Raw genomic sequence first — 24,709 nt, forward strand, 5'->3', positions numbered from 1 at the left:
GCGCGTCGTCCCCGGCCCCCGGGGGGGGGGGGGGCACTCCTCGCGCCGTATCCCGGGTGCCGGTGCGCCGCTCGCGGACGTGGCCCGCGACCGCCCCGCGCGGGAGGGGTCAGCAGGGCGGGCGGAAGCCGAACTCGGCCAGGCACTCCCTGACCAGTTGACGCAGGCAGTCCCGGCTGGGCGGGTCACCCGGATCTCCCTTGGGACCACGGCACCCTGGGGGCCCGGTCGGCCCGGTGAGGCCCGGGGGGCCGGGGACCCCCTCGGGTCCGCGCGGCCCCGCCGGGCCGTCCCGGCCGTCGATGCCGTCCAACCCGGCAGGGCCGGGTTTGCCGTCCTTGCCGTCCCTGCCGGGCGAGCCTGGCGGGCCCCCGGCCCCGGGCTGCCCTCAGGTCCGGGCAGGCCGACAGGGCCTTCGGGGCCCGCCGGGCCCTCCAGCCCGCGCGGCCCCGCGGGGCCGGGTGGTCCCGCCGGACCGGGCGGGCCGGCCGGCCCCGTGGGACCGGCCCACCCGGGTGGGCCGGCTGGGCCCTGCCGCCCCGGCGGCCCCTGCGGGCCGGGAGGGCCGGGCGGCCCGCCGGGGGTGTGCGGAGGGCAACCGCAAGGGGGGCTCGGCGAGCAGCGGCACGATGCCGGAGGGCATGCGCAGGGCGGACCGGAAGGGGGATCGCAGGTGTTCTGCGACGCGTCCTCCCCTCGGGAGGTGACGCTTATGGTGTGAACCTCGGACGGTGTGGCCATGGCACGCCTCCTGGAGTTCTCGCCGCACACGAGGTGCGTTCGTCACCAGCCGCCCCTCCCCTCCCGGAAGCCGCGCCATCGGGCACGAGAACGTGTTCCGGGACGAGGAGGGGGTGGTTTCGACAGGAGCGAGGCGACCAATTCGCCGCGACGGACGGTGAGTCGAGCATTTCGAGATGACGTGCCCGGTTCTCGCTCCCGTTTCTCATGCCGAATATCCCCCTCCCCCGTAATAGGCAACCGTTGTGCGGGAAAGGCGCAAAATAAGACTTCCGTGGCCTGGTACGGGAATTCCCCGAACTCCCTTTCCGTAGGGCGTGTGTCGTGCCGAACGTATGCGGTAACCGCCAGCCACCGCCCGCACGTTGACCGCGACGCCCCCCGGGGCCCGGGGGGCGTCGCGGCGCGGCCGTCACCCGCGTGGGTGGCGGCGCGCGCCGTTGCCCCCGGCCCCTCCCGCGCCGCGCGGGTGGGGCGCCGCGCCGCGTGAGTGGGGCGCCGCGCCGGGCGTGGGGAGTGGGGGCTAGGGTCGGGCGCCGTGTCGCGTCGATCTTCGTTGTTGTGGCTGCTCGCGCCCTACGTGCTGTACCTGGGCGCGTTGCCGCTGGTCAATCGGGTACACCCGACCGTCTTCGGGTTGCCCTTCCTGGTGTTCTGGATGGTGGTGGCCACCGTGCTGACGCCGGTCGCGGTGTGGTTGGCGTGGCGGGGCCAGCGGAAGCGGGGGCGGGCATGAGCACCGACGCCGCCGTCGCCACCTCCGTCTTCGCCGGATTCATGGTGCTCACCGTCGCGCTCGGGCTGCTGTCGGTACGCGCCGGACGCGCCGCCAAGGGCGGTGGCGGCCTCGCGGACTGGTCGGTGGGCGGGCGCAGCCTGGGCACCGTGTTCATCTGGGTGCTGATGGCCGGCGAGGGCTACACCAGCTTCAGCTACCTCGGCGCGGCCGGCTGGGGCTACAACTTCGGCGCGCCCGTGCTGTACGTCATCGCGTACATGTCCTGCGGGTACGCCATCGGGTACCTGGTCGGCCCGATGCTGTGGGGTTACGCGCGGCGGCACGGGCTGGTCGGCATCACCGACATGATCGCCCACCGGTACGGGCGACCCTGGCTGGGCGCCCTGGTGGCGGTGGGGGCGACGGTGTGTCTGCTGCCCTACATCCAGCTCCAGATCACCGGCATGGGCGTGGTCGTCTCGACCATCTCGTACGGGGCGATCAGCCTGGACTGGGCCTACTTCCTGGCGTTCGCGATCACCACCGGGTTCGTGGTGGTCAGCGGGCTGCGCGGCAGCGCGTGGGTGTCGGTGCTCAAGGACGTGCTGGTCATCGGCACGTTGGGGTTCCTGGCGGTGTACGTGCCGGTGCACTACTTCGGTGGCTACGGGGACTTCCTGGGGCGCCTGGTGGACGAGAAGGCGCAGTGGCTGACCTTTCCCGGACACGCGTCGGGCGGGTTGGACCAGGGCTGGTTCGTCTCGACCAGCCTCCTCAACTCCCTGACCGTGGTGATCTTCCCGACGACCGTCGCCGGCTACCTCGGCGCGCGCAGCGCGGACACCCTGCGGCGCAACGCGATCGCCCTGCCCCTGTACAACGTGCTGCTGCTCGTGCCCATGCTGCTGGGCATGGCGGCGCTGTTCGTGGTGCCGGGGCTGGTGGGCGCGGAGTCGAACCTGGCGCTGTTCAAGCTCGTGGTGGACTCGCTGCCGGCCTGGGCGGTCGGGGTGATCGGCGTGGCCGCCGCGCTGTCGTCGATCGTGCCGATGGCCGTGTTCATGCTGGTCATCGGCACCATGTGGGGTCGCAGCGTGCTGGGCCTGGTGCCGCGTCTGGCCGCCCGGCAGAAGCTCGGTTCGCAGGTGGTGGTCGTGGTGGCGGGCGCGTTGGCGCTGCTGCTGACCTACACCGCGCCCAACACGCTGGTGCGGCTGTCGTTGATCTCGTACGAGGGGATGGCCCAGCTCGTGCCGATGCTGCTGCTGGGGCTGGCCTGGCGTCGGATGACGCTGTACGGGGCGCTCAGCGGGTTGGTCGTCGGCGCCACGCTGGTGTCCGTGCTGGTCTTCACCGACCGCGACCCCCTGTGGGGCGTGAACGCGGGTCTGGTCGCGCTGGTCCTCAACCTGGCGGTGGCCGTCGCGGTCAGCCTGCTCGGCCCGCGCGAGGCGGACGGCCGCCCGGACGGCGAGGTGCTGGCCGACTGGGAGACGCCGGAGGAGGCCGCCGCGCCGGCCGGGCCACCCGGCGCGGACGACACGTCGGGCGCCGCCCGCGCGTGACCGGGGCCCGTGCCGGGGCCACGGGGCTTCCGCGGGCGTGGGCCACGGGGGCTTCCGGGTCAGGCGGGTTCCGGGGGGACGGGGCGGGACTCGGCCGCCGCGCGACGGGCCGCCTCCAGGACGGCCAGCGGGCGTGGGCCACGGGGGTTTGCGGGTCAGGCGGGTTCCGGGGGGACGGGGCGGGACTCGGCCGCCGCGCGACGGGCCGCCTCCAGGACGGCCAGCGTGGCGGCGGCCTGCGCGCCGGTGACCGGCGGGGGCCCGCCGGAGCGCAGGGCGTGGACGATGGCGGCGTAGTAGGCCGGGTAGTCGCCCCGTTCCGTCGGCACCGGCTCGCCGCCGCCGGTCGGCGGTGAGATGCCCGCGCCGATCCGACCCCACGCGGACTCGGGCTCCACGCCCCAAGCCGAGCCGTCGCCGGGGCGGCGGCCCTCGCGGAGCGCGGCCTCCTGCGGGTCCAGCCCGTACTTCACGTAGCCCGCCGTGCTGCCCAGCACCCGAAAGCGCGGGCCGAGTTGGGCGGCGGTGGCGCTCGCCCACAGCTGGGAGCGCACGCCGGTGGCGTGGGTGAGCGCGAGGAAGGTGTCGTCGTCCGCCTCGGCGCCGGCTCGCCGTACGTCGCTCTCGGCGTACACCGAGGTCACCGGGCCGAACAGGGTCAGGGCCTGGTCGACGAGGTGGCTGCCCAGGTCGTAGAGGAGGCCGCCGATCTCGGCCGGGTCACCGGACTCGCGCCAACCGCCCTTGGGTCGGGGCCGCCAGCGTTCGAAGCGGGACTCGAAGCGCTGGACGTCGCCGAGCGCGCCCTCGCGCACGAGCCGGGCCACGGTGCGGAAGTCGTTGTCCCAGCGGCGGTTCTGGAAGGCGCTCAGCAGCAGCCCGCGCGCGTCGGCCAGCGCGCTCACCTCGCGGGCCTCGGCGGCCGTCGCGGCCAGCGGCTTGTCCACCACGACCGAGAGGCCGGCCGCCAGCGCGGTGCGGGCCAGCGGCACGTGGGTGCGGTTGGGGGAGGCGATGACGACGAGGTCGAGCGCGTCCGCGTCGGCGAACAGGTCGTCGGCGGTGCCGACGGCCCGCGCGCCGGGGTGCGCCTCCCGCGCCGCGCGCTGCCGTTCGGGGCGTGAGGTGACCACCGTGCGCAGGGTGAGGCCGTCGGTGGCGGCGACCAGCGGGGCGTGGAAGACCGACCCCGCGAGCCCGTAGCCCACGAGCCCGACGCGCAGCGGGCCGTCCCGCGTCAACGGCGGCCGTACGGGCGCCTCGTCGGGGCCCGCTCCCGGCCTGGCGCCCGCGCTCGCGGGGCCTCCGCCGCCGGCGGGCGCCCCGGGCGCGCTGGTCGGGGTGCCCGTGCCGGGCGTACCGGGCCTCTGGTGCGTGCTGTCGACGCCGTCCGTGCCATCCATGCCGAGGACTCTGGCAACGCGGGTGCCTCAGCGCAACCGGTGCGCGCGCGGGGCGTGGCGGCCCGCCCCGGACCGGCCTGCGCGGCCTGTGGCCCGGGAGGCCGGCCGGGCGCCGCCGTACGCCCACGGGCCGGGCCCGCCGTCCCCCGGGGCCGAGCCCGCCGTCTCCCGGGGCCGAGGTCGTCGGTCGGCGCGTCAGGGGCCGTCGGTCGGGACGGGCCGGGCGCCGTGGCCCTCGACGAGCGGGGTCAGGCCGTCCAGGAGGGCACGCAGGCCGGTGGCGAAGAGGTCGTCGATGCGCAGGTCGTAACCGTCGGTGAAGCTCCCGACCACCCTGGTGAAGGTCGGGAACCGGTGCGAGCGCACCAGGTCGCGCAACGCCGGGGCCCGGCTGTCCATCCACTCCTCGTCGGACTGGCCCGTGTCCGCCTCGGCGCTCGTCTCCCACTCCAGATGGACGGCCATGCCCTGGACGTGGCTGTAGACGAGCAGGTGGATCTCGAAGAGCGTGGTCGGGTCGAGGCCGTGCCCGTCCAGGGCGCGCAGCAGCCACTCGCCGTGACCCACCAGGTTGGGCACCATCAACGGACGCGTCAGCGAACCGAGTTGGGCCAGCCACGGGTGACGCCGGTACAGGCCCCACAGCGTGTGGGCGCCCAGCTCGACGCGGGGCCGCCAGCCGGCCGGAGGCTTCGCCGGATAGCCCACCTCGCCGTACGCCGCGTCCGCCATCAGCAGGATCAGCTCGTCCTTGCTGGGGACGTAGCGGTACGGCGACATCACGGCGACGCCCAGCCGGGCCGCGACCCCGCGCATCGACAGCGCCGCGAGCCCCTCGGTGTCGGCCATGTCGATGGCCGTACGGACGATCCGGTCCAGGCTGAGCTCCGCTTCGGGCGGCGGTCCCGGGGCCGGAGCCGGGCGGCGGCGGGCCGGTGGCGCGGGGGAGGCGACGCCACCGGCGACGACGGTGCCGGCCCGTGGCCGGGCCACCACGAGCCCCTCAAGGCGCAGCGTGGTCAGCGCCTTGGTGGCGGTGGCCATCGCCACCCCCCACTCGCGGGCGAGCTGCCGGGTGGAGGGCACCCGGTCGCCGGGCGCCAGCTCGCCCGCGGTGACGCGCCGGCGCAACTCGGCGGCGATCCGCAGATACGGCGGTGGGTCGTGGGCTCCTATGGGCTTGGTCACAGCCTGCCGCCTTCCCGTTCTGTACTAGTGCGGAGGCTAGCAGCGGGTACGCCGAACATCCGGTAACTGCCCTAGTACAGCGGGCCGAACAGGCCCGTTGAGGCCCCTCCGCGTACGCCGTACGTTCGGGGCGCACACGGCGTACAGGAGGCTCACATGCGGACCGTTCTCATCTCCGGCGGCGGGATCGCCGGACCCACCCTCGCCTACTGGCTGCACCGGCACGGCTTCGCCGCCACCGTCGTCGAACGCGGCCCGGGACCGCGTACCGGCGGCCAGGCCATCGACATCCGTGGCGTGGCCCTGGACGTCGTGGAGCGGATGGGCCTGCTGGAGCGGGCGCGCGCGGCGCGGACCCGGATGCGCGGCATGTCGGTCCTCGACCCCGAGGGCCGCGAGATCGAACGCTCGACGGAGGCCACCCGCAGCGGCGGCCGGCTCGACAGCCCGGACATCGAGCTGATGCGCGAGGACCTGGTGCGGATGGCGTACGAGCGGACGCGCGCGGACGTCGAGTTCGTCTTCGGCGACAGCGTCACGGCCCTCGTCGAGGGCCCGGACGGGGTGCGGGTGGACTTCGCGCACGCGCCCTCGCGCACCTTCGACCTGGTCGTCGGGGCGGACGGGCTGCACTCGACGGTGCGGCGGCTGGCCTTCGGCCCCGAGGAGGGCTTCCTCCACCACCTGGGCAGCTACCTCTCGGTGTTCAGCGCGGACAACTTCCTGGGCCTGGAGGACTGGCAGGTCTGGATGCGGGACGGCGACGTGGGCTTCGGCATCCTCGCCGTCCGTGGCAACACCGAACTGCGGGTGGCCTTCGGCTTCGAGTCCGCCCCGCTCCCCGCCGACCAGCGCACCCCCGACGGGCTGCGCCGCGCCATCGTCGACCGGCTCAACGCCCTGCGCTGGGAAGGCGAACGGCTGGCCAAGGCCGCGGCGAGCGCGCCCGACTTCTACTGCGACGCCATGGCCCAGATCCGGATGGAGCGCTGGTCGCGCGGCCGGGTCACCCTCCTGGGTGACGCCGGCTACTGCCCCTCGCCGCTGTCCGGGCAGGGCACCAGCCTGGCGCTGGTGGGGGCGTACGTCCTGGCCGACTGCCTGGCCACGGCGCGGGTCGACCACGCGGCGGCGTACACCGCCTACGAGCGGCGGATGCGCCCGTACGCCACCGCCAACCAGGCCCTGGTCACCGACAACCCCGGCGGGCCCCCTGGCGAGGAGGCCATGACCCGGGCCAAGAACGCGCTCACGCTGGACGGCTAGCGGCCGCGCCCGGCTGGCCCGCGGGGAAGGGCCGGCGGCCGGTGGGGCGTGGGCTGCGGGCCGTCAGGTGGCGGCCGTGGGGCGTGGGCCGTTCGGGCGGGATTTCGTGGGAGAGGGGTCGGTCCGGCGGCGAGGGGTGGGGCGCGTGACGGGGCGTGGAAGGTTGCTCAGACCGAGGGAGCACTCCCCTTGCCCCCGAGCAGAAGGTCACGCATGCGTTCGCCCCACCCCCAGTCCCGCTGGTGGTCGCGGCGTCCGGCGCCTGTCCCGGTTCCGGCCGCCGCACCCGTCCCCGCCCAGGCCCCGGTTCGTGGGTGCGCCCCGCCGCCGGCCCGGCTCGCGCCCGCCGGCCGCGTCGGCCCGCGCGCGGCGTCCGTCGCCGCTGTCGTCGGGGCCCTGGTGGCGGCCCTGCTCGCGGTGGCGCCGACCGCCCCCACGGCCCCGGCCGCCGCCGCCTCGCGTGGCGCCGCGCTCGCCCCCGAGTGCGGGGACGCCTCGGACGCCGACTTCCCCATCGGGACGCGGCTGCACGCCGGGCCCGGCGACTACCGCGCGGGCGACCCGTGGCGACACTGGCGGCTGGATCTGCGCAACACCACCCGGGTGGCGTGCGCGGCCATCCATCCCGTCGCCCTGTTCGCCGACCGCGCGCACGCGCTCCGCCCCGACCAGCTACGGGTCGAGTTCCACGATCCGTACCAGCGGCGCTGGCGCCCGGTGCGGTTCGAGGTGACCGACGAGGACGAGAACGTCGGCGTCTTCGACGGCGGCGGTCGCCGGCAGGCGCCCCGCTTCACGGGGTTCGAGGTGCCCGCGCGCGAGACGCTGACGGTCCGGGTGCGGGTCAGGTTCGCCGCGCACGCGCCCATCGGGCCCGCCTCCGCCGCCGTGACCGCCATGCAGCGCCAGCACCAGGACGGGGACTGGGTCGGCCAGTCGCCGACGTACCGGTTCACGATCCAGCCGGCCCGGGCCGACGCCCGGTCCAGCGAGCCGGGCACCACGGACGACGACGGGCCCGACGTCGGCGCCGAGTCCGACGTCAGCACCGAGTCCGGCGCCAGGACCGGGGAGGCGCCCGACGGCCACCCCGACCGCGCGCCGGCCACCGGCGACGTCGCGCGGCAGGGCACCGGTGCGGGGGAAGGGGCCGGCGCGGGGGAGGGGACCGGCCCCGGCGCGACACTCCCCGGCGCCGACACCGCGCCCGGCGACCCGCCCGCCGACGCCCCGCCACAGCTCGCGGCGACCGGCCCCGCCTCCGGCCCGCTGTGGGGGCTCGCCGCGCTCGCGCTCGGCCTGCTCGTCGGCGGTGCCGCGCTCCTGGCCCGCACCCGTGGGGCCCGCGCCCCCCGCCGACCGCGCGGCTCCCGCCGCTGACGCCGGGCCGCCCGCCGCCAGCCCGCCCGGCTCGCTGGGCACGCCTCATCGGGCCCACCCGACGGCACCCCGTCGGCCCACCCGGGGCCACCCCGCCAGGGGCTTCCCCCGGTCGTCGTGCGCCCGGCCCGCGGGCGCGCTCTCGCTGGGTGGTGCGAGGATCACCGCGTGGAATACCCGAACGACCAGGCACCTGGCGCACCCATCAGGGCGGGCGTCCCCGAGCACGGGCGCATCCCCAAGTACTACGCCGTCAAGACCCAAGTGTCGGCGCTGATAGACGAGTTGGGGCAGGGTGAACTGCTGCCGACCGAGCGTGATCTGGCCGTGCGGTTCGCGGTCTCGCGCGAGACGCTGCGTCAGGCGTTGCGTGAACTGCTCCTTGAGGGGCGGCTGCGGCGGATGGGGCGCGGCACCGTGGTGGCCGGGCCCAAGCTGGAGCAGCCGCTGTCGTTGGCGAGTTACACCGAGGGCGTGCGCCGTCAGGGCCGCCGGCCGGGACGTACGCTCATCACCCTCGACCAGTTCCCCTGCCCGCCCCGGCTGGCCGTCGAGCTGGAGCTGGAGCGGGGCGTGCCGGTCTGGCACCTGGAGCGGGTCCTGCTCGCCGACGACGAGCGGATGGGCCTGGAGAGCACGTACGTGGAGGTCGCCCGCGTCCCGCGACTGGCCAGCGACTTCGAGCCCGACTCGTCGTTCTACGGCTATCTGCACGACCGGCTCGGCATCGGGTTCGGCGACGCGGACGAGCGGCTGGAGACCGTGTTGGCCACCCCGCGCGAGGCGCTGCTCATCGGCACCCCGCCCGCGCTGCCGATGCTGCTCATCCACCGGATCTCGCGCGACCTGGAGGGCCGCCCGCTGGAGCGCGTGCGCTCGCTGTTCCGGGGCGACCGCTTCAGCTTCACCACCCACCTGGGCTCGTCGGCGACCTGAGCCGGCGCCGGAACCGGAATCCGAGCCGGGACCCGCTCCGCCCGTCGGAGCCCGCTTCCCGGACCCGTGACCGGGCCGTGGACCGCGTACGGGCCACGCCCGTCGGGCCCGCCGCCCACCCGGGGCGTACGTACTCCCAACGCCCCCACCAGATCGCCCATCCACCGCCCAAGCGGGCCAAAGTGACAGCCTGTTTGATCACGGAAAGATAACGGGTCTAGGCCAGGCTTGCGCCCGTGTTCACCTGGACGTCGCCGACTGGATTGGTTTGAGTCACTCCGCGCGGCGAACGTCGGGGTCATGCGAGTGATAGTCGTCGGAGCCGGCGTGGTGGGAACCATGCACGCCTGGCAGGCAGTGGAACGCGGCCACGAGGTCGTACACATCGAGCGCGAGGCCGAGGCCCGTGGTGCCTCGGTCCGTAACTTCGGCCTGGTCTGGGTCGGTGGACGGGCCGGTGGCGCGGAGCTGGAGACCGCGCTGCGGGCCCGCGAGCTGTGGGAGGGCATCGGCGCCCGGGTGCCCGGCCTCGGGTTTCGGCCCAACGGCTCCCTGACCATCGTCACCAACGAGGACGAGCTGGCCGTGGCCCGGGCCGCGACCGAACGTCCGGACGCCGCCGAGCGCGGCTACCGGCTGCTGGACGCCGCCCAGGCGCGCGCCCTGAACCCGGCGCTGCGCGGCGAGTTCGCCGGCGCCCTGTGGTGCGAGCGCGACGGAGCCGTGGAGCCCCGGGTCGCCCAGCGCGCGCTGAAGGACGCGCTGCTGGCCTCCGGCCGCTACACCTTCGTCGGCGGGCGCGAGGTCCGCGAGGTCACCGGGCCCGGCGCGGTCCGCGACGACCACGGCACCGTCCACACCGGCGACGCGGTGATCCTGTGCACCGGCGCCTGGCTCGGCGGCCTGGTCCGCGAGCTGGCCCCCGAGCTGCCGGTGCGCCGCGTGCGGTTGCAGATGATGCAGACCGCGCCGCTGGGCGAGACGCTGACCACCTCGGTCGCCGACGCCGACAGCTTCCGCTACTACCCGGCCTACCAGGGCCGCGCCCTGGACGCGCTGGCCGCCGCCCAGCGGCAGACCCCGGTGGCGGCCGAGCACAGGATGCAGCTCCTGATGGTGCAGCGCGCGGACGGCGGGCTGACCATCGGCGACACCCACGAGTACGCCGAGCCGTTCGGCTTCGACGTCGTCGAGGACCCCTACGAGCACCTGACCCGCGTCGTCGAGGGCCTCATCGGCCGCCCGCTGCCGGCGATCCGCCACCGCTGGGCCGGCGTGTACGCGCAGTGCGTCGACACCGGCCGGGTCGTGCACCGCGAGCGCGTCGCCGACGGCGTGTGGCTGGTCACCGGGCCCGGCGGGCGCGGCATGACCTGCTCCCCGGCGATCGCCGAGACCACCGCCAACGAACTGGGCTGGTAACCGACATGACACCGCGACAGCACCCCGAGACCACTCCCGAGGAGCGCGCCATCCGGCTCGTCGTCCTCGACATGGCCGGCACCACCGTCGCCGACGACGGCCTGGTCGAGCAGGCGTTCACGGCCGCCGCCAGCGAACTGGGCGTCGAGCCCGGCGGCCCCGAGCACGCGGACCAACTCACCTACGTGCGCGCCACCATGGGCGAGTCGAAGATCTCCGTCTTCCGCCACCTGTACGGCACCGAGGAGCGGGCCCAGCGCGCCAACCGGGCCTTCGAGACGGCCTACGGCCAGCTCGTGGACGCCGGCCACTGCGCGCCGCTGCCCGGCGCCCGGGAGGCCATCGAGGAGCTGACCGCGCAGGGCCGCACCGTCGTGCTGAGCACCGGCTTCGCCCGCCCGACCCAGGACGCGATCATCGCCGCGCTGGGCTGGCGGGACCTGGTCCCGCTCGCGCTGTGCCCCTCCGACGTGGGCGGCCGGGGCCGCCCCTACCCGGACATGGTGCTCGGCGCGCTGCTGCGCACCCACGCCGCCGACGGCGTCCAGCAGATCGCGGTGGCCGGCGACACGGCGTACGACATGCGCTCGGGCCGCCGCTCCGGCGCCAGCCTGGTCGCCGGCGTGCTGACCGGCGCGCACGACACCGCGCACCTGCGCGCCGCCGGCGCCACCCACGTCCTGCCCTCGGTGGCCGCGCTGCCCGCGCTGATCGCCGCGTACGAGGCGGGCGACACCGGCGCGTACGAGACGGGGGACGCGGGCCAGGGCGGCGCCGAGGCCGTGGGGGCCGCGCCGTGAGCGCGACGACCACGCCGCCCAGCGGCATCCGCTTCGAGCGGGTCAGCGTCGCCTACGGCAAGCGCGGCGAGTCCGTGGCGCTGGACGCGCTGGACCTGACCGTCGAACCGGGCGAGGTCATGGCCCTGCTCGGCCCCTCCGGCTCCGGCAAGACCACCGCGCTGCGGGCGGTCGCCGGCTTCGTCCAGCCCGCCTCGGGCCGGGTGTTCATCGGCGAGCGCGACGTGACCGCCCTGCCGCCGCACCGGCGCGGCATCGGCATGGTCGTCCAGCAGTACGCCCTCTTCCCGCACATGCGGGTCGAGCAGAACGTGGCCTTCGGCCTCAAGGCGCACCGGGTGCCGCGCGGCGAGATCGCCGGGCGGGTCGCCGAGGCGCTGGAGATGGTCGGCATGGCCACCTACGCCCGGCGCTACCCGCGCGAGCTCTCCGGCGGCCAACAGCAGCGCGTGGCCATCGCCCGCGCGCTGGCCATCCGCCCCGGCGTACTGCTCCTGGACGAGCCGCTGTCCGCGCTCGACGCGCAGCTGCGCTCCGGCATGCTGGCCGAACTGGCCCGCCTGCACCGCGAGTTGCCCGACGTGTCGATCCTGTACGTCACCCACGACCAGGTCGAGGCGCTGACGCTGGCCGACCGGATCGCGGTCATGGACAAGGCGCGGCTCCAGGACTGCGGCACGCCCCAGGACCTCTACCGGCGCCCGCGCACCGAGTTCACCGCCTCCTTCGTCGGCAACGCCAACCTGCTGCCGGTCACGGTCACCCCGAACGGGGTACGCCTGGCCGACACGGAGCTGACCGTGGCCCCCGTCACCGACGGGCCGGCACCGGGCGCGCGGGCCACGCTGTGCGTGCGACCGCACCTGGTGGACCTCGGCGAGGGCGAGAACACGCTGCGCGGGACCGTCACCGAGGTGCAGTGGCGCGGCTCCACACACCGGCTGTTCGTCGACGTCGCGGGCCACCGCGTCAAGGCCGACGTACGCGAGCTGCGCGAGACCCCGACCCTGGGGCAGCGGGTGACGCTGCACTTCGCCGCCCGGGACGCGGTGCTGCTGCCGGCCGACACCGGCCCCGACACCGGCGCTGACCCGCGGGCCGGCGCCAGCGCCGGTGCCGACGCGGCACCCGGCCCCGCCGACCCGCCGGCCCCCGAGGCGGCCGGCCCGGCGACGGGACGTACCGACCCGGCGGACCCGGCGCGCGCCCTGGCCGCCACGCCCGCCGCACCCTCGCTGGCCAAGGGCGTGACCCCAGGCGCGGGAGGGGGCACCGATGGCTAGCGCACGCGCCGCCGCCCGCCCCACGGGCACGGACCCGGCCACCCCGGGCCCCACCAGCACGGACACCAGGGCGATGGCCGCCGGCAAGCCGGCCGGGACCGGCCCGATGGGCGCGGGCCCCAGCGGCCGGCGCGGCGGCCGGGCGGCCGGACCGGGCCGCTGGCTGTGGGCCCTGCCGCCGGTCGCCGTGCTCGGACTGGTCTTCCTCTACCCGCTCTACCTGGTGGTCGAGCAGTCCTTCAGCCCGGACGAGGGCGGCACCTCGCTCGCCCCCTACCGCGAGGTCTTCGCCTCCGAGGCGTTCCGCGAGGCGCTGTGGACCACCGTGTGGATCGCGGCCTGCGCCACCGTCGGTTGCCTGGTCCTCGGCTTCGTCCTCGCGCTGATCATCGCCTTCGTGCCGTTCCCCGGTGGGAAGGCGGTCGCCAAGTTCATCGACGTCTTCCTCTCCTTCCCGTCCTTCCTGATCACGCTGGCGCTGCTGTTCATCTACGGCACGGTCGGCATGGCCAACGGGGTGTGGACGGACGTGAGCGGCGCCTCCAGCGGCCCGTTCGACTTCCTCAACACGCCCTGGGGCGTCCTCCTCGCGGAGATCACCTACTTCACGCCGTTCGTCATGCGCCCGCTGCTCGCCGCGTTCTCCGGCATCGACACGGCCCAGCTGGAGGTGGCCTCCTCGCTGGGCGCCCGGCCCGCGCGCATCGTGCGCCAGGTGATCCTGCCCGAGGCACTGCCCGCGCTGGCCGCCGGTGGCGGCCTGGTGCTGGTGATGTGTCTGAACGAGTTCGGCATCGTCCTGTTCACCGGCGCCAAGGGCGTCACCACGCTGCCGATGCTGGTCTACAGCGAGGCGATCCTGGAGTCGGACTACCCGGCCGCCTGCGTCGTCGCCGTCGTCAACATCGCCCTCTCGGTCGGCCTGTTCGGCCTCTACCGCGCGCTCGTCGCGCGCACCGGGCCCGGCGGCACGTCCACGCTCTCCCGGGGGGCCCGCCGTGCTGGTGCATAGCCGAACGGGCCGCTGGACGGCCTGGACCGTGTTCTTCGCGCTCTTCCTGCCGCTGTTCGCGCTGCCGCTGCTGGTGATCGTGGCCGCCTCGTTCGCCACCCACTGGAGCGGGGCCTTCCCCTCCGGGCCGACCACCGAGCACTACGGCGCCGCCGTACGCGGCGAGTCCCTCCAGGCGCTGACCACCAGCCTGGTGACCGCGCTGACCGCCAGCGTGCTGGCGCTGGCGGTGGGCACCTGGGCGGCGCTGGCCGCCGGACAGCTGCGCCGGCGCGGCAAGCGCGTGGTGGACGCGCTGTTCATGCTGCCGGTCGCGGTGCCCTCGGTGGTCGTCGGCCTCGCCGTCCTGGTCGCCTTCAGCAAGCCGCCGATGCTGCTCAACGGCACCCGGTGGATCGTCATCCTGGCCCACGGCGTGCTGGTCACCGCCTTCGCCTACCAGTCGGTCTCGGCCGCGCTGACCCGCCTGGACCCGGCGTACGAGCAGGCCGCGGCCAGTCTCGGCGCCCGGCCCTGGCTCGTGCTGTGGCGGGTCAAGCTGCCGCTGCTGCTGCCCTCGCTCAACGCCGCGGCCGGTCTGTGCTTCGCGCTGTCCATGGGCGAGCTGAGCGCCACGATGATGCTCTACCCGCCGGACTGGATGCCGCTGCCGGTGCGCATCTTCACCGCCACCGACCGGGGCGCCCTGTTCACCGGCTCCGCCGTCGCCGTGGTCCTGATGGGCACGACGCTGCTGGTCCTGCTGGCCGTCTCGCGCATCCGCACCCGGGCCAGCTACCGCTGACCCACCCCCCGCTCGGGCCCGCCTCCCCCCGCCGGCCCGCCCCCGCCCGCCCACCGACAGCCCCCCACGCGCCTTCCCACCCTCACCGTCACGGAGACACCACAGCCATGCGCACCCCCACCACCGCCCGCAGCGCGCACCGCGCGCGCCGGTACCTCAAGCCCGCCGTCGCCCTCACCGGAGCCCTCGTCCTGACCGGGACGCTGGCCGCCTGTAGCGAGTCCGCCGACAAGGACGCCAAGGTCGTCACCGTCTACAGCGCCGACGGCCTCAAGGGCGAGGACGGCAAGGGCTGGTACGACACGGTGTTCAAGGACTTCGAGAAGAAGACCGGCATCAAGGTCAAGTACGTCGAGGGCGGCTCCGGCGAGATGGTGCAGCGCGCCGTCCGCGAGAAGTCCAACACCCAGGCCGACGTGCTGATCACACTGCCGCCGTTCATCCAGCAGGCCGACAAGAAGGGCCTGCTCAAGGCGTACACGCCGCAGGGCGCCGAAGCCGTCGCGCCCAGCGACAAGGACACCGACGGCAAGTGGATCTCGGTCGTCAACAACTACTTCTCCTTCGCCTACAACAAGAAGGAGCTCAAGCAGCCGCCGAAGACCTGGGAGGAGCTGCTGGACGGCAAGTACAAGAACAAGCTCCAGTACTCCACGCCGGGCGTCGCCGGCGACGGCACCGCCGTCGTCATCAAGGCGATGCACGACTTCGGCGGCAAGGACGCCGCCATGAAGTACCTCGGCGACCTCCAGGCCAACAACGTCGGCCCGTCCTCCTCGACCAGCAAGCTCGCCCCCAAGACCGACAAGGGCGAGCTGCACGTGGCCAACGGCGACGTGCAGATGAACTTCGCCCAGTCCAAGTCCATGCCCAACCTGGGCATCTGGTTCCCGGCCAAGGACGGCGGCCCGCGCACCACCTTCGCCCTGCCCTACGCGGCCGGCCTGGTCAACAAGGCCCCGCACAGCGCCAACGGGCAGAAGTTCCTCGACTACCTGCTCAGCGAGACCGCCCAGCGCCAGGTCAGCGAGATCGGCGGCGGCTTCGCGGCCCGGACCGACATCAAGGCCACCGACGCCAACGCCACCGCGCTCGCCGAGATCATGAGGGGCGTCGAGGTCTTCAAGCCGGACTGGAAGGACATCGACGAGAACTACACCGAGTACATCGACGCGTGGAAGTCCGCCACCGGCAGCTGACCCACCTACCCACACGCCCCCACGACCCGCCGGCCACCACCGGATGACGGGCCTGGTCCGGGCCGCCCGGCGCCCCGCGCGCCGCGCGGCCCGGACCCGGTTCAGGAGCATCCGGCACCGACGCCGGCGCGCTGACCTGGGGGCCAGCGTCCGGACGGCGGCGCGTACGTCATCGGCCAGGCGGGCTCGCCCACCGCGTCGCACGCCGTCGGCTATGTCCGCGGCGACGCTCTGAACTACGCGAACGGCCTCTCGGGCGCGTGGACGGGACCGGCCCTGGCCGCGTGAGCGACCCGCCGAGGCGGCCAGGGTGCGCCGCGTTCAGACCAGGTCCACCAGGTCCGCGATGGAGTCCCTGATGTGGGTCGGACGGTAGGGGAACGTGTCGACGTCCGCCGCCGCGGTCAGCCCGGTGAGGACCAGGAACGTCTCCATGCCCGCCTCCAGGCCGGCCAGCACGTCGGTGTCCATCCGGTCGCCGATCATGGCACTGCTCTCGGAATGCGCGCCGATCGTGTTGAGGCCCGTCCGCATCATGAGCGGGTTCGGCTTGCCCACGAAATAGGGCTCCTTCCCCGTCGCCTTCGTGATGAGGGCGGCGACGGCCCCGGTCGCGGGAAGAGCGCCCTCGGCGGAGGGGCCGGTCTCATCCGGGTTCGTGGCGATGAAACGAGCCCCGGCGTTAATCAACCGAACAGCCTTCGTCATGGCCTCGAAGGAGTACGTGCGAGTTTCACCCAAGATCACAAAATCGGGGTCGGTGTCGGTCAGGACATAGCCCACCTCGTGCAGCGCGGTGGTGAGGCCCGCCTCCCCGATCACGTACGCCGAGCCGTTGGGGTGCTGGTCGTCGAGGAACTTCGCCGTGGCCAGCGCGGAGGTCCAGATGTTCTCCGCGGGCACTTCGAGCCCGATGCGAGACAGCCGAGCCTGCAGGTCGCGGGCGGTGTAGATGGAGTTGTTCGTGAGCACCAGGAACGGCTTCGCGGAATCGCGCAGCTTCTTTATGAACGCGTCCGCTCCCGGCACCGGGACACCTTCGTGCATCAGCACGCCATCCATGTCGGTGAGCCACGACTCGATGGGCTTCCGCTCTGCCATGCCGTTCTCCTGTACACCTGGGCTTCCTGGGGTGCCGGAACGACTCTGTGCCGGCACCCCAGCGTAACGAGCCCCTGGCCAGTCAAATTCGGTCACCGACGAAACGGCGAGCCTCCCAGACGCCACGCCAACAGGGGCGAGGCCACCCCTGTTCAGGTGGCGGCCGGTCCCCACCGCCCACGGCCCCCTCCCCGTCGCCGGCGTGGTCACGATGGGAAGCGGCCGGGAAGACGATGCGGAACCGTGGAAGAAGGCGTGGTGTCACCACCGTGCGATCTGTCCGCGCGACGGTCGTCAGGCAGGTGCCGGCCAACTCGATTCATGGGCCATACGCGAAATCGTTGATGACGTGACATCGTGACTGCCCCAGCCTTCGGGCCGAGGCGGTCCCGTTACGCACGGCCTACTTCCAGACGATCTCGATCAGGTCGGGGCGGAAGACGCCTCGCTGAGCTCCACCCTTGCCAGCGGGCTTGATCACCACGCTCTCGATGCTCTTCTGGATCTCTTCCCGCCTCATCCTCCCGGTCCATCGCCACCAACCCGGACGAGACCGGCCCCTCGGCCGAGGGCGCGCTGCCCGCCACCGGCTCGGTCGCCGCGCTGATCACCAAGGTCACCGGCCGGGAACCGTACGTCGTCGGCAACCCCAACCCGCTGATGACGCGCGCCGGCCTGAACGCCATCGGCGCCCACCCCGAGACCGGTCGAACGCGTCTGACCCACCCGCGAAGGCCCCGCGAAGGCCCCGCGAAGGCACCGGCCCCGGCCCCGCGCGCCCGTCGCCCACGCGAACGGACCAACGCGGGGCCGCAGCGGATGCGGGGGAGGGGGCGGTGCGCGAACCCTGGGAGTCCAGGAGGTTCACCATGCGCTTCGTCCCCCGCACGCTGGGTGCGGCGGTGGCCGCCGTCGGCGTGGCCGTCGTCGTGCCCGCCATCGGCTCCGCGGCCGACGAGCCGTCAGCCCCCGGCCCGCTGCGCGTCAGCCCGGCCACCGCCCGGCCGGGCGGCGAGGTGGAACTGCGGGCCTGGGGGTGCGAGGGGCGGCGCGGGGTCGCCACCTCGCGGGCCTTCGTCGTGGCCGCCCCGCTCGCCCCGGCGCCCACCGGCGGCGAGCTGTTCGCCGAGGCGATGATCCGTTCCACGGCCGAGCCGGGCGGCTACGACGTCACCGTCCGCTGCGCCGGCCACGTGCGGGAGGCCACCACCCGGGTCCGCGTCGACACCCCGGACCACCCGCGCGCGGACGCGCCCGCCACCCTCCCGGACGACGCGGCCAGCCCGCCCACCCGGGGGGAGGCGCGCCCGCACCCGGCCCTGACACCCGTCGCCCCGGTGCGGGCCGGCGGCGGCGCGACCGCCGACGAGCGCCACGAGGTGGCCGCCGACCCGGAGGCGACGCCCGACGGTGACCTGGGCGTGGCCGAGGCGTACGGCCTGGCGCTGGCCGGCGGCACGGCCCTGACCCTGGGCGGCATGGCCCTGCGTCGACGCGGCCGGGCCGGCCGCCCCGGCCACTGAGCGGCGGGGCGCCCATGGCCGGGAGCCCCGCGCCCGGCGGCGGCCGGGGTCGGCTGCTTGTCGGACTGGCCTGGGCGGCGTTACTGGTGGGCCTGTGGCTGTGGGGCAGGGACGGCGGCGCGGGCGTCCTCGCCGGGCCGACCACCGGCGACGTGGCCGCCGTCGGCCGCCCCGGCGGACGCGCCCAGCCCCACCCCCCGCTGTCCGCCGCCGCGCCCCGTACGCTCGACGCGCCGGGCGCCGGCGTGCGCTGGGCCCGTGTCGTGGGCCGCGACCTGGACGCGTCGGGGGCCGTCGACCCGCCGCCGTACGACAGGCCGGGCGACGTCGGCTGGTTCCGGGCGGGCCCGCGCCCGGGCCAGGCGGGGGCCGCCGTACTGGTCGGCCACGTGGACACCGAGGCCGGGCCCGCCGTCTTCCGCGACCTGGGCACGCTGCGGCCGGGCGAGCGGCTGCGGGTGGCACGGGCGGACGCGACGGTGGCCGAGTTCACCGTGGAGGACGTCGCGGTCGTCCCTCACGACCGGTTCGACCCGCACCGCGTCTACGGGCCCCGCCGGGCCGGCCGGGCCGAACTGCGGCTGATCACCTGCGGCGGCACCTTCGACCGCGCCACCCGCGCCTACTCGGCCAACGTCGTGGTCTCCGCGTATCTGACCGCCGCCCACCCCGCGCGCTGAGGCGGGCCCCCGCGCGCGGGGGCCCGCCGCGCCCCGGCCGGTACGTCGGGGCCGCGCCCGCGCGCGGCCACCGGACCGGCGGCGACCGGCGGGTACGCGCCCGGGGCCGGGGTCCGGTACGGCGGGCAGGACGGGTGGGCCGGCCGGTCCGGACGGGCCGCACGCCATGTCGCCGCGCGCTGGCGGGGCGTCGTCGCGGTACAACAGGGTGCCTACGGACACGGCCGCGACAGGGACGGGTGTGGAGGCATTGAATCGACCAGACGTGTCCCGAGGTGAGCCCGGGACAGCTTCGCGCGGCGCGCCGAGGGGGCCGCGCGGCCCGCGTCGCGACACGCCGCGGCGTAGGGGGCGGGCCCGGGTCGGTCGGGTCGCACGCGCCGCCGGCCCCGGCTGCCGGCGCCTGCTCGCGCGGCTGGTGCCGACGGTGGCCGCCGCGCTGCTGCTGGCCTCGGCGTGCTCGGCGCCGGCCGACGACGAGGGCGGGCGCGAGCGGGTGCGGGCGACCGACGTCGACAAGCCGATCGCGCAGCGGCCCGCGACGGTCGTGCCGTACTGGGTCAACCCGGACGGCAACGCGGCCCGCCAGCTCGCCGCCTACCGCGCGGACGGCCGCGTCGACGAGGCCGCGTTGATGGAGCGCATCGCCCGCCAGCCGGTCGCCGAGTGGATCGGCGTGGAGGACCCCCGGGGGCGGGCGCGGGGCTTCACCGAGGCGGCCCGCGTGGCCGGCCGGGAGGCGCTGCTGGTGCTGTACAACATCCCGCACCGGGACTGCGGCCAGTACTCCAGGGGCGGCGCGGGCGACGGCCGCGCCTACCGGAGCTGGCTGGACGAGGTGGTCGCCGGCATCGGGGACCGCCCCGCGACGGTGATCCTGGAGCCGGACGCGTTGCCGCACGTGGAGGACGGCTGCACGCCGAGGAAGTTCCACGAGGAGCGGTTCGCGCTGCTCGCCGAGGCCGTGCACCGGCTGCGCGAACTGCCGCGTACGCGCGTCTACCTGGACGCTGGAAACCCGCACTGGATCACCGACCCACGGCGGATGGCCGAGCCGCTGCGGCGGGCCGGTATCGAGGCGGCCGACGGCTTCGCGCTGAACATCGCCAACTACCAGACCACCGAGGAGAACACGACGTACGGGCGCAAGCTCTCGGAGCTGGTCGGCGGCAAGCACTTCGTCATCGACACCAGCCGCAACGGTCGGGGCCCGGCCCCCGGCGCGGACGACCCGCAGGCGTGGTGCAACCCCGGCCAACGCGCTCTGGGCGAGCCGCCCACCACCCACACCGGCGACGAGCGCGTCGACGCCTACCTGTGGGTCAAGCGCCCCGGCGAGTCCGACGGCCCCTGCAAGGGCGGCCCCCGAGCCGGCGCGTGGTGGCCCGACTACGCCCTGGACCTGGCCCGCAACGCGCCCGGCGCGCCGTGAGGGATCCGGCGCGCCGTGGGGTGGCGCGGGGCGGGAGCCGATCCGGTGGGGGAGCCGGCGTGGTGGGTGAGCTGGCCCGGGGCGGGAGCCGGCACGGTGGGGGATCCGGTGGGGTCCGGCGGGCGGGTCAGCCGTGGCCCGGGTGTCGGGTCGACCGTAGCCGGGTCCTGATGTTGTCGAAGTGGTCGCGGACGGCGGCCTCGGCCCGCAGCGCGTCCCCGGCGCGGACGGCGGCCAGGATCTCGCGGTGCTGCGCGCAGGTGACCCGCGGGTCGGGGGTGCCGTCCACCAGGTCCGTGCGCACCCGGTGGAACGCGTCCCAGAACGCTTCGAGCACCTCGCTGAGCAGCTGGTTGTCCAGCCCCCGGTACAGCGCCGTGTGAAAGGCCCGGTCGGTGTCGGCGCGTACCGGGCCGCGCTCGGCCTCGGTCGCCATGCGTTCCACCAACGTGTCCAGCGCGGCCAGGTCGGCCGCCGGGACCCGGCCCACCAGTCGGGCCAGCAGCCCGGTCTCCAGCGCCTCGCGCAGTTCGAGCAGCTGGAGCAGGCTGTCCTCGCCCCGGTAGTGCCCGGCGACGGTGCGAAACGTCAGGCCCTCGATCATCGGCGCCATCGACATGGCCCCGACGTAGGTGCCGAAGCCGTGCCGGATCTCCACGATGCCCATCGCCTGGAGTGCCTTGAGCGCCTCGCGCACCGAGTTCCGGCTGACGCTCATCAGCTCCATCAGCTCGGCCTCGGTGGGCAGCGGGGCACCCGAGGGCAGCCGCCCGTCGATGATCAGCCGCTTGATGCGTTCCTGGATGTCGCTCGCCACTCCGCGACCGTGCACCGCCACCTCCGGTATGACCATCCCCCGGTCGCGCGGCCAGGGAGACCCGGCGCGGGCGGCCGTGGTGCTACGGAACGACTGTGGGCCCTCCCGTCGATGACGAGAAGGCCCACAGTGTGACGTGCGCCGCCAGGGACTCGAACCCCGGACCCGCTGATTAAGAGTCAGCTGCTCTAACCAACTGAGCTAGCGGCGCGCGCTGACAAAGGAAACCTTACCCGACGTTGGAGTGTGCTTTCGACCGCGTTCGCGGACGCCCCCGCCCCCGTGCCCGTCGGCCCCGCCCGCCCGTGGTGGGTGGTCCATTGTCGGGGTGACTCGCGCGGCGACCCCGTGGCGCCCCGGGGGAATTCCGGGCCGGCTCGTCGGGCAATCCGTGCGGGCCGTCCGTGACGCGGGCCACACGCGCATTCGGGGGTGGTCGCATTCCGTCGCGTCCCCTATCGCATGAGCGTGCTCGGGCTCTCGGGCCGAAAGTCCCGGCCTTTCGGGACTTTGGACTGCCGGGTGCCGGGATTCGCTCTGTGAAGATCGTTCCGTTGCTCATGTCACCAGTTGCTCCGTCAACATGCGGTATGTCCCGGTAGTTGAGAAGCTGAAGTGCGCGGTCAGCGTCGTGGTGTGTTCTCAGATCTCGGAGGGGTTGGGTATGTCAGCGCCGGTCTTCCACGAATTCGAGCCCACGGCCGACTGCCCGTGCGCCGGATGTGTCGAGCGCCGCAGAACCGTGCCGCACGCGGCGCCCCCGCGCGCGGGCGGCCACCCGGCGGCCCACGGCGCGCGCCGGGCGCTGGTCCTCGTGGCGGCGGCCGGCACGGTGCTGGGCACCGCGAGCCACGGCGCGGGGGCGGCCGGCGGCCCCGCCGCCCGGGGCCCAGTGGGCCGGGACGCGGTGGGCCGGGCGGTCGTGGGCGCGGGCGTGGCCGAGGCGGCCGGCGCGGCCGAGGGGCTGGTCGCGGCCGGGATGGCGGCACTGGTGGACGGGGACGCGCCGCAGGGCGGGCCGGGCCCGCTGTTCGGCGCCGAACGACAGGTGACGGGCGGCCCCGCACCGGTCACCACCGTCGCCAGCCGCACCACCACCCGCGCCGCGATCATGAAGCGTGCCCAGCGCTGGGTGGACCAGCGGGTGCCGTACAGCATGAACGGCTACGCGAAGGACGGCTATCGGCGCGACTGCTCGGGTTTCATATCGATGGCCTGGAACCTGGGGAGCAACCAGTGGACCGGCAGCCTTCCCGGCTTCGCCGTACGGATTTCCCGAAACCAGCTCCAGCCGGGGGACATCCTGCTCTTCCACAACGCCGCGAACCCCACGGCCGGTTCGCACGTGACGCTCTTCGGCGGCTGGGTCGACGCGGCGAGGACCCGCTACCTCGCGTACGAACAGACGCGCCCGCACACCCTCGCGCGCGCGACGCCCTACGCCTATTGGAATAACTCCGGCGCATACGTGGCCTATCGCTATCGCGGGGTGAGCGGCGACGGAATGCCGGGAAATCCCGGCGGCGGCGACCAGGGCCACGCCTTTCCCGGCACACGGGCCTTCGGGGCCGGCGCGAACAACGCCCACGTGACCGAACTCGGCCGGATGCTGGTACGCCGTGGCGCCGGAAAGTACTACGCGTCGGGGCCGGGCCCCCGATGGAGCGAGGCCGACCGGCACGCGACCCGGGCCTTCCAACACGCGCAGGGCTGGCGGGGCGCCGAGGCCGACGGCATCCCGGGCCCGAGCACCTGGAACCGGCTCGTCGCCGGCACCGGCCGGGACGTCGGCGGCGGCTCCGCGTCCCGCCCCGACAGCGGCACGGCCGGGCACCGGGTGCCGCCCTTCCCGGGCGCGGGCGCCTTCCGCCCCGGCCAGTCGAACGCGCACGTCGAGCGGCTGGGCCGGCAACTGGTACGCAAGGGGTTCGGCCGCCACTACGCGCTGGGGCCCGGCCGTCGTTGGTCCGAGAGCGACCGCCGCAACGTCGAGGCGTTCCAACGCGCCCAGGGCTGGCGCGGCCCCGACGCCAACGGCTACCCGGGCCCCGAGACATGGCGCCGCCTGTTCAGGTGACCCCACCCGACCCCTGTCCGCGACCGATTGCTGTCCGCGACCGACCCCTGTCCGCGACCGACCCCCGGGCGCGGCCGGGCCCGCTCGGCCGACACCTGGGCGTCGGCCCGACCGGTTCCCGACCGGCTCCCGGCCGGCATCCGGGCGCGTGGCCCGACCGGCTCCCGGTCGGCGTTCGCTCCCGCGCTCGGCCCAGGCCGGACCGACCGCGTCCGATGTCCGCACCGCGTCCGGCGCGAGCACCGGCACTCCCGGCGCGGGCCTCGGCCCGACCGGACCGTGCCCGGCCCGGTCGGTGTCCGGACCGGCCGCCACGGATCGCCGCACCGGCCGGTGGAGCGACCGGAGCCGGTGGCGCACGCGACGTACCGCCGGGCCGGCGGGCATATCGCCACGGGTGCGGACGGGCGACGACGGGCAGGCGGCAGAGGAGACGACGGCCCCGTGCCGGGGCGGGCCGGGGCGCAAGCGCGACCCGGCGGCGAGCGGCCCGGGGCGGAGGGAGGGCCGATGGCGGTCGCGGACGGCGAGGAGCCCACCGTGTCACCCCGGGCTGGCGCCCTGGGTGAGAGGGGCCGGTGGCGGACGGCGAACGGTCCGGCCGGCGCCGCGCCGGCCGGTGTCGAGGGCGAGGAGGGGGACGGCGGGACAGACGCGGGGGCTTGACGGACAGGGTTGACGGAGAGGTCTATGGAATCAACGACGCGGACACCCGCGATGCCGAACACGACGACGCACGACCCACGCACGGACCCCTCCCGACCCCCCACCCTGAACCACCCACCCGACCTGCCCGCCCCACCCGACCAACCCCATCCGTCCGACCCGCTCGACCCGCTCGGTCCGCCTGACGGGAGCCGGCTTCCGGGCGGGGGTCCGCCCTCCGGTGTCGGCCAGCCCGCTGACGTGGGGCGGCCCTCCGGCGTGAGCGGTCGTGCAGGCGTAGGTGAGCCCGCTGACGTAGGGCGGCCGGCTGACGTGGGCCCGTTGTCGGGCGCGGGCCGGCCCCTGGGGGAGAGTCGATCCTTCGGTGTGGGTCAGTCCCTCGACGGGAGCCGGCTTCCGGGCGAGGGTCGGCCCTCCGGTGTCGGCCAGCCCGCTGACGTGGGGCGGCCCTCCGGCGTGAGCGGTCGTGCAGGCGTAGGTGAGCCCGTTGACGTAGGGCGGCCGGCTGACGTGGGCCCGTTGTCGGGCGCGGGCCGGCCCCTGGGGGAGAGCCGATCCTTCGGCGTGGGTCAGTCCCTCGACGGGAGCCGGCTTCCGGGCGAGGGTCGGCCCTCCGGTGTCAGCCAGCCCGCTGACGTGGGTCAGCCGTCTGGCGAGAGCCAGCCTTACGGCGAGAGCCAGCCCCCCGGCAGAGGTCAGCCCCTCAACGCGAGCCG

General features: G+C 75.0%; 18 protein-coding genes, 1 tRNA gene and 2 pseudogenes. 16 read left to right on the top strand and 5 right to left on the bottom strand.

The genetic code is table 11. The annotated features are described in order from the left end of the window. The first annotated feature begins 1,279 nt into the window (after window positions 1–1,279). Together ACFVFR_RS10900 and ACFVFR_RS10905 are read left to right on the top strand one after the other, a co-directional pair. Window positions 1,280–1,477, top strand: coding sequence for a DUF3311 domain-containing protein (locus ACFVFR_RS10900; protein WP_383699695.1), 198 nt, complete (start codon window positions 1,280–1,282; stop codon window positions 1,475–1,477). After that, the gene (locus ACFVFR_RS10905; RefSeq protein WP_383699697.1) at window positions 1,474–3,024 is read left to right on the top strand and encodes a sodium:solute symporter; all 1,551 of its coding nucleotides are present in this window, start codon (window positions 1,474–1,476) and stop codon (window positions 3,022–3,024) included. Before ACFVFR_RS10900 ends, ACFVFR_RS10905 begins: the two co-directional genes overlap by 4 nt. Before the next feature lie 155 nt (window positions 3,025–3,179). Here the strand turns inward: ACFVFR_RS10905 and ACFVFR_RS10910 are convergent, their stop codons facing one another. Beyond that, on the bottom strand, window positions 3,180–4,427 hold the full coding sequence (locus tag ACFVFR_RS10910) for a Gfo/Idh/MocA family oxidoreductase (protein ID WP_383699699.1): 1,248 nt from the start codon (window positions 4,425–4,427) through the stop codon (window positions 3,180–3,182). Window positions 4,428–4,622: 195 nt separating this feature from the next. After that, window positions 4,623–5,615, bottom strand: coding sequence for a GntR family transcriptional regulator (locus ACFVFR_RS10915; protein WP_383699701.1), 993 nt, complete (start codon window positions 5,613–5,615; stop codon window positions 4,623–4,625). A gap of 156 nt (window positions 5,616–5,771) precedes the next feature. Between ACFVFR_RS10915 and ACFVFR_RS10920 the strand changes: the two genes are divergently transcribed. The 9 genes and pseudogenes from ACFVFR_RS10920 to ACFVFR_RS10960 all read left to right on the top strand — a co-directional run bounded on the left by ACFVFR_RS10920 (window position 5,772) and on the right by ACFVFR_RS10960 (window position 15,697). Further along, window positions 5,772–6,881 carry an FAD-dependent monooxygenase gene (locus ACFVFR_RS10920; RefSeq protein ID WP_383699703.1) on the top strand — a complete coding sequence of 370 codons (1,110 nt, stop codon included), beginning with the start codon at window positions 5,772–5,774 and terminating at the stop codon, window positions 6,879–6,881. Window positions 6,882–7,280: 399 nt separating this feature from the next. Next, a complete protein-coding gene (locus ACFVFR_RS10925) occupies window positions 7,281–8,261 on the top strand; it encodes a hypothetical protein (protein WP_383699704.1) in 981 nt (326 codons plus the stop codon). 168 nt (window positions 8,262–8,429) lie between these two features. Continuing rightward, the gene (locus ACFVFR_RS10930; RefSeq protein ID WP_383699706.1) at window positions 8,430–9,197 is read left to right on the top strand and encodes a GntR family transcriptional regulator; all 768 of its coding nucleotides are present in this window, start codon (window positions 8,430–8,432) and stop codon (window positions 9,195–9,197) included. A 300-nt stretch (window positions 9,198–9,497) separates the two neighbouring features. Further along, window positions 9,498–10,619 (top strand): TIGR03364 family FAD-dependent oxidoreductase, encoded by a 1,122-nt coding sequence (locus tag ACFVFR_RS10935; protein WP_383699708.1) that lies wholly within the window; start codon window positions 9,498–9,500, stop codon window positions 10,617–10,619. 5 nt (window positions 10,620–10,624) lie between these two features. Beyond that, window positions 10,625–11,419 (top strand): phosphonatase-like hydrolase, encoded by a 795-nt coding sequence (locus ACFVFR_RS10940; RefSeq protein ID WP_383699710.1) that lies wholly within the window; start codon window positions 10,625–10,627, stop codon window positions 11,417–11,419. Continuing rightward, window positions 11,416–12,513 (top strand): annotated as a pseudogene (locus ACFVFR_RS10945) (ABC transporter ATP-binding protein); the annotation flags it as partial. The gene ACFVFR_RS10940 and the pseudogene ACFVFR_RS10945, both read left to right, overlap by 4 nt. Before the next feature lie 295 nt (window positions 12,514–12,808). Continuing rightward, window positions 12,809–13,714, top strand: coding sequence for a 2-aminoethylphosphonate ABC transporter permease subunit (locus ACFVFR_RS10950; protein ID WP_383699981.1), 906 nt, complete (start codon window positions 12,809–12,811; stop codon window positions 13,712–13,714). After that, window positions 13,701–14,498: an ABC transporter permease gene (locus ACFVFR_RS10955; RefSeq protein ID WP_383699712.1), complete on the top strand. Its 798-nt coding sequence runs from the start codon at window positions 13,701–13,703 to the stop codon at window positions 14,496–14,498. Before ACFVFR_RS10950 ends, ACFVFR_RS10955 begins: the two co-directional genes overlap by 14 nt. Before the next feature lie 107 nt (window positions 14,499–14,605). Continuing rightward, a complete protein-coding gene (locus ACFVFR_RS10960; protein ID WP_383699714.1) occupies window positions 14,606–15,697 on the top strand; it encodes a 2-aminoethylphosphonate ABC transporter substrate-binding protein in 1,092 nt (363 codons plus the stop codon). A gap of 321 nt (window positions 15,698–16,018) precedes the next feature. Here the strand turns inward: ACFVFR_RS10960 and ACFVFR_RS10965 are convergent, their stop codons facing one another. Next, the gene (locus ACFVFR_RS10965; protein WP_383699716.1) at window positions 16,019–16,798 is read right to left on the bottom strand and encodes an HAD-IIA family hydrolase; all 780 of its coding nucleotides are present in this window, start codon (window positions 16,796–16,798) and stop codon (window positions 16,019–16,021) included. Between the two features lie 516 nt (window positions 16,799–17,314). Here ACFVFR_RS10965 and ACFVFR_RS10970 point away from each other — a divergent pair. From ACFVFR_RS10970 to ACFVFR_RS10985, 4 genes and pseudogenes are all read left to right on the top strand, one after another. Then, window positions 17,315–17,503, top strand: a pseudogene (locus ACFVFR_RS10970) (TIGR01457 family HAD-type hydrolase); the annotation flags it as partial. A gap of 164 nt (window positions 17,504–17,667) precedes the next feature. Next, window positions 17,668–18,321 (top strand): hypothetical protein, encoded by a 654-nt coding sequence (locus ACFVFR_RS10975; RefSeq protein ID WP_383699718.1) that lies wholly within the window; start codon window positions 17,668–17,670, stop codon window positions 18,319–18,321. Between the two features lie 14 nt (window positions 18,322–18,335). Beyond that, window positions 18,336–19,001: a class F sortase gene (locus ACFVFR_RS10980; RefSeq protein ID WP_383699720.1), complete on the top strand. Its 666-nt coding sequence runs from the start codon at window positions 18,336–18,338 to the stop codon at window positions 18,999–19,001. A gap of 427 nt (window positions 19,002–19,428) precedes the next feature. Continuing rightward, complete coding sequence (locus tag ACFVFR_RS10985) at window positions 19,429–20,433, top strand: glycoside hydrolase family 6 protein (protein WP_383699722.1); 1,005 nt, start codon at window positions 19,429–19,431, stop codon at window positions 20,431–20,433. A 127-nt stretch (window positions 20,434–20,560) separates the two neighbouring features. On the opposite strand, the gene ACFVFR_RS10990 is transcribed toward ACFVFR_RS10985, so the two are convergent. After that, window positions 20,561–21,286, bottom strand: a complete 726-nt coding sequence (locus ACFVFR_RS10990; RefSeq protein WP_383699724.1) for a FadR/GntR family transcriptional regulator — start codon at window positions 21,284–21,286, stop codon at window positions 20,561–20,563. A gap of 101 nt (window positions 21,287–21,387) precedes the next feature. After that, window positions 21,388–21,461 (bottom strand) — tRNA-Lys (locus ACFVFR_RS10995). A 453-nt stretch (window positions 21,462–21,914) separates the two neighbouring features. Between ACFVFR_RS10995 and ACFVFR_RS11000 the strand changes: the two genes are divergently transcribed. Next, complete coding sequence (locus ACFVFR_RS11000) at window positions 21,915–23,327, top strand: peptidoglycan-binding protein (protein ID WP_383699726.1); 1,413 nt, start codon at window positions 21,915–21,917, stop codon at window positions 23,325–23,327. Window positions 23,328–24,709: the final 1,382 nt, after the last annotated feature.

Source organism: Streptomyces sp. NPDC057702, assembly GCF_042799315.1.
In the GTDB taxonomy this organism is placed as follows: Bacteria; Actinomycetota; Actinomycetes; order Streptomycetales; family Streptomycetaceae; genus Streptomyces.

What these genes read in the sequence shown, in the direction of transcription:
- ACFVFR_RS10905 (WP_383699697.1), top strand. Translation starts at nt 1,474, where the DNA reads ATGAGCACCGACGCCGCCGTCGCCACCTCCGTCTTCGCCGGATTCATG.
- ACFVFR_RS10910 (WP_383699699.1), bottom strand. Translation starts at nt 4,427, where the DNA reads ATGGATGGCACGGACGGCGTCGACAGCACGCACCAGAGGCCCGGTACG.
- ACFVFR_RS10920 (WP_383699703.1), top strand. Translation starts at nt 5,772, where the DNA reads ATGCGGACCGTTCTCATCTCCGGCGGCGGGATCGCCGGACCCACCCTC.
- ACFVFR_RS10935 (WP_383699708.1), top strand. Translation starts at nt 9,498, where the DNA reads ATGCGAGTGATAGTCGTCGGAGCCGGCGTGGTGGGAACCATGCACGCC.
- ACFVFR_RS10940 (WP_383699710.1), top strand. Translation starts at nt 10,625, where the DNA reads ATGACACCGCGACAGCACCCCGAGACCACTCCCGAGGAGCGCGCCATC.
- ACFVFR_RS10950 (WP_383699981.1), top strand. Translation starts at nt 12,809, where the DNA reads ATGGGCGCGGGCCCCAGCGGCCGGCGCGGCGGCCGGGCGGCCGGACCG.
- ACFVFR_RS10960 (WP_383699714.1), top strand. Translation starts at nt 14,606, where the DNA reads ATGCGCACCCCCACCACCGCCCGCAGCGCGCACCGCGCGCGCCGGTAC.
- ACFVFR_RS10965 (WP_383699716.1), bottom strand. Translation starts at nt 16,798, where the DNA reads ATGGCAGAGCGGAAGCCCATCGAGTCGTGGCTCACCGACATGGATGGC.
- ACFVFR_RS10975 (WP_383699718.1), top strand. Translation starts at nt 17,668, where the DNA reads ATGCGCTTCGTCCCCCGCACGCTGGGTGCGGCGGTGGCCGCCGTCGGC.
- ACFVFR_RS10980 (WP_383699720.1), top strand. Translation starts at nt 18,336, where the DNA reads ATGGCCGGGAGCCCCGCGCCCGGCGGCGGCCGGGGTCGGCTGCTTGTC.
- ACFVFR_RS10990 (WP_383699724.1), bottom strand. Translation starts at nt 21,286, where the DNA reads ATGGTCATACCGGAGGTGGCGGTGCACGGTCGCGGAGTGGCGAGCGAC.
- ACFVFR_RS11000 (WP_383699726.1), top strand. Translation starts at nt 21,915, where the DNA reads ATGTCAGCGCCGGTCTTCCACGAATTCGAGCCCACGGCCGACTGCCCG.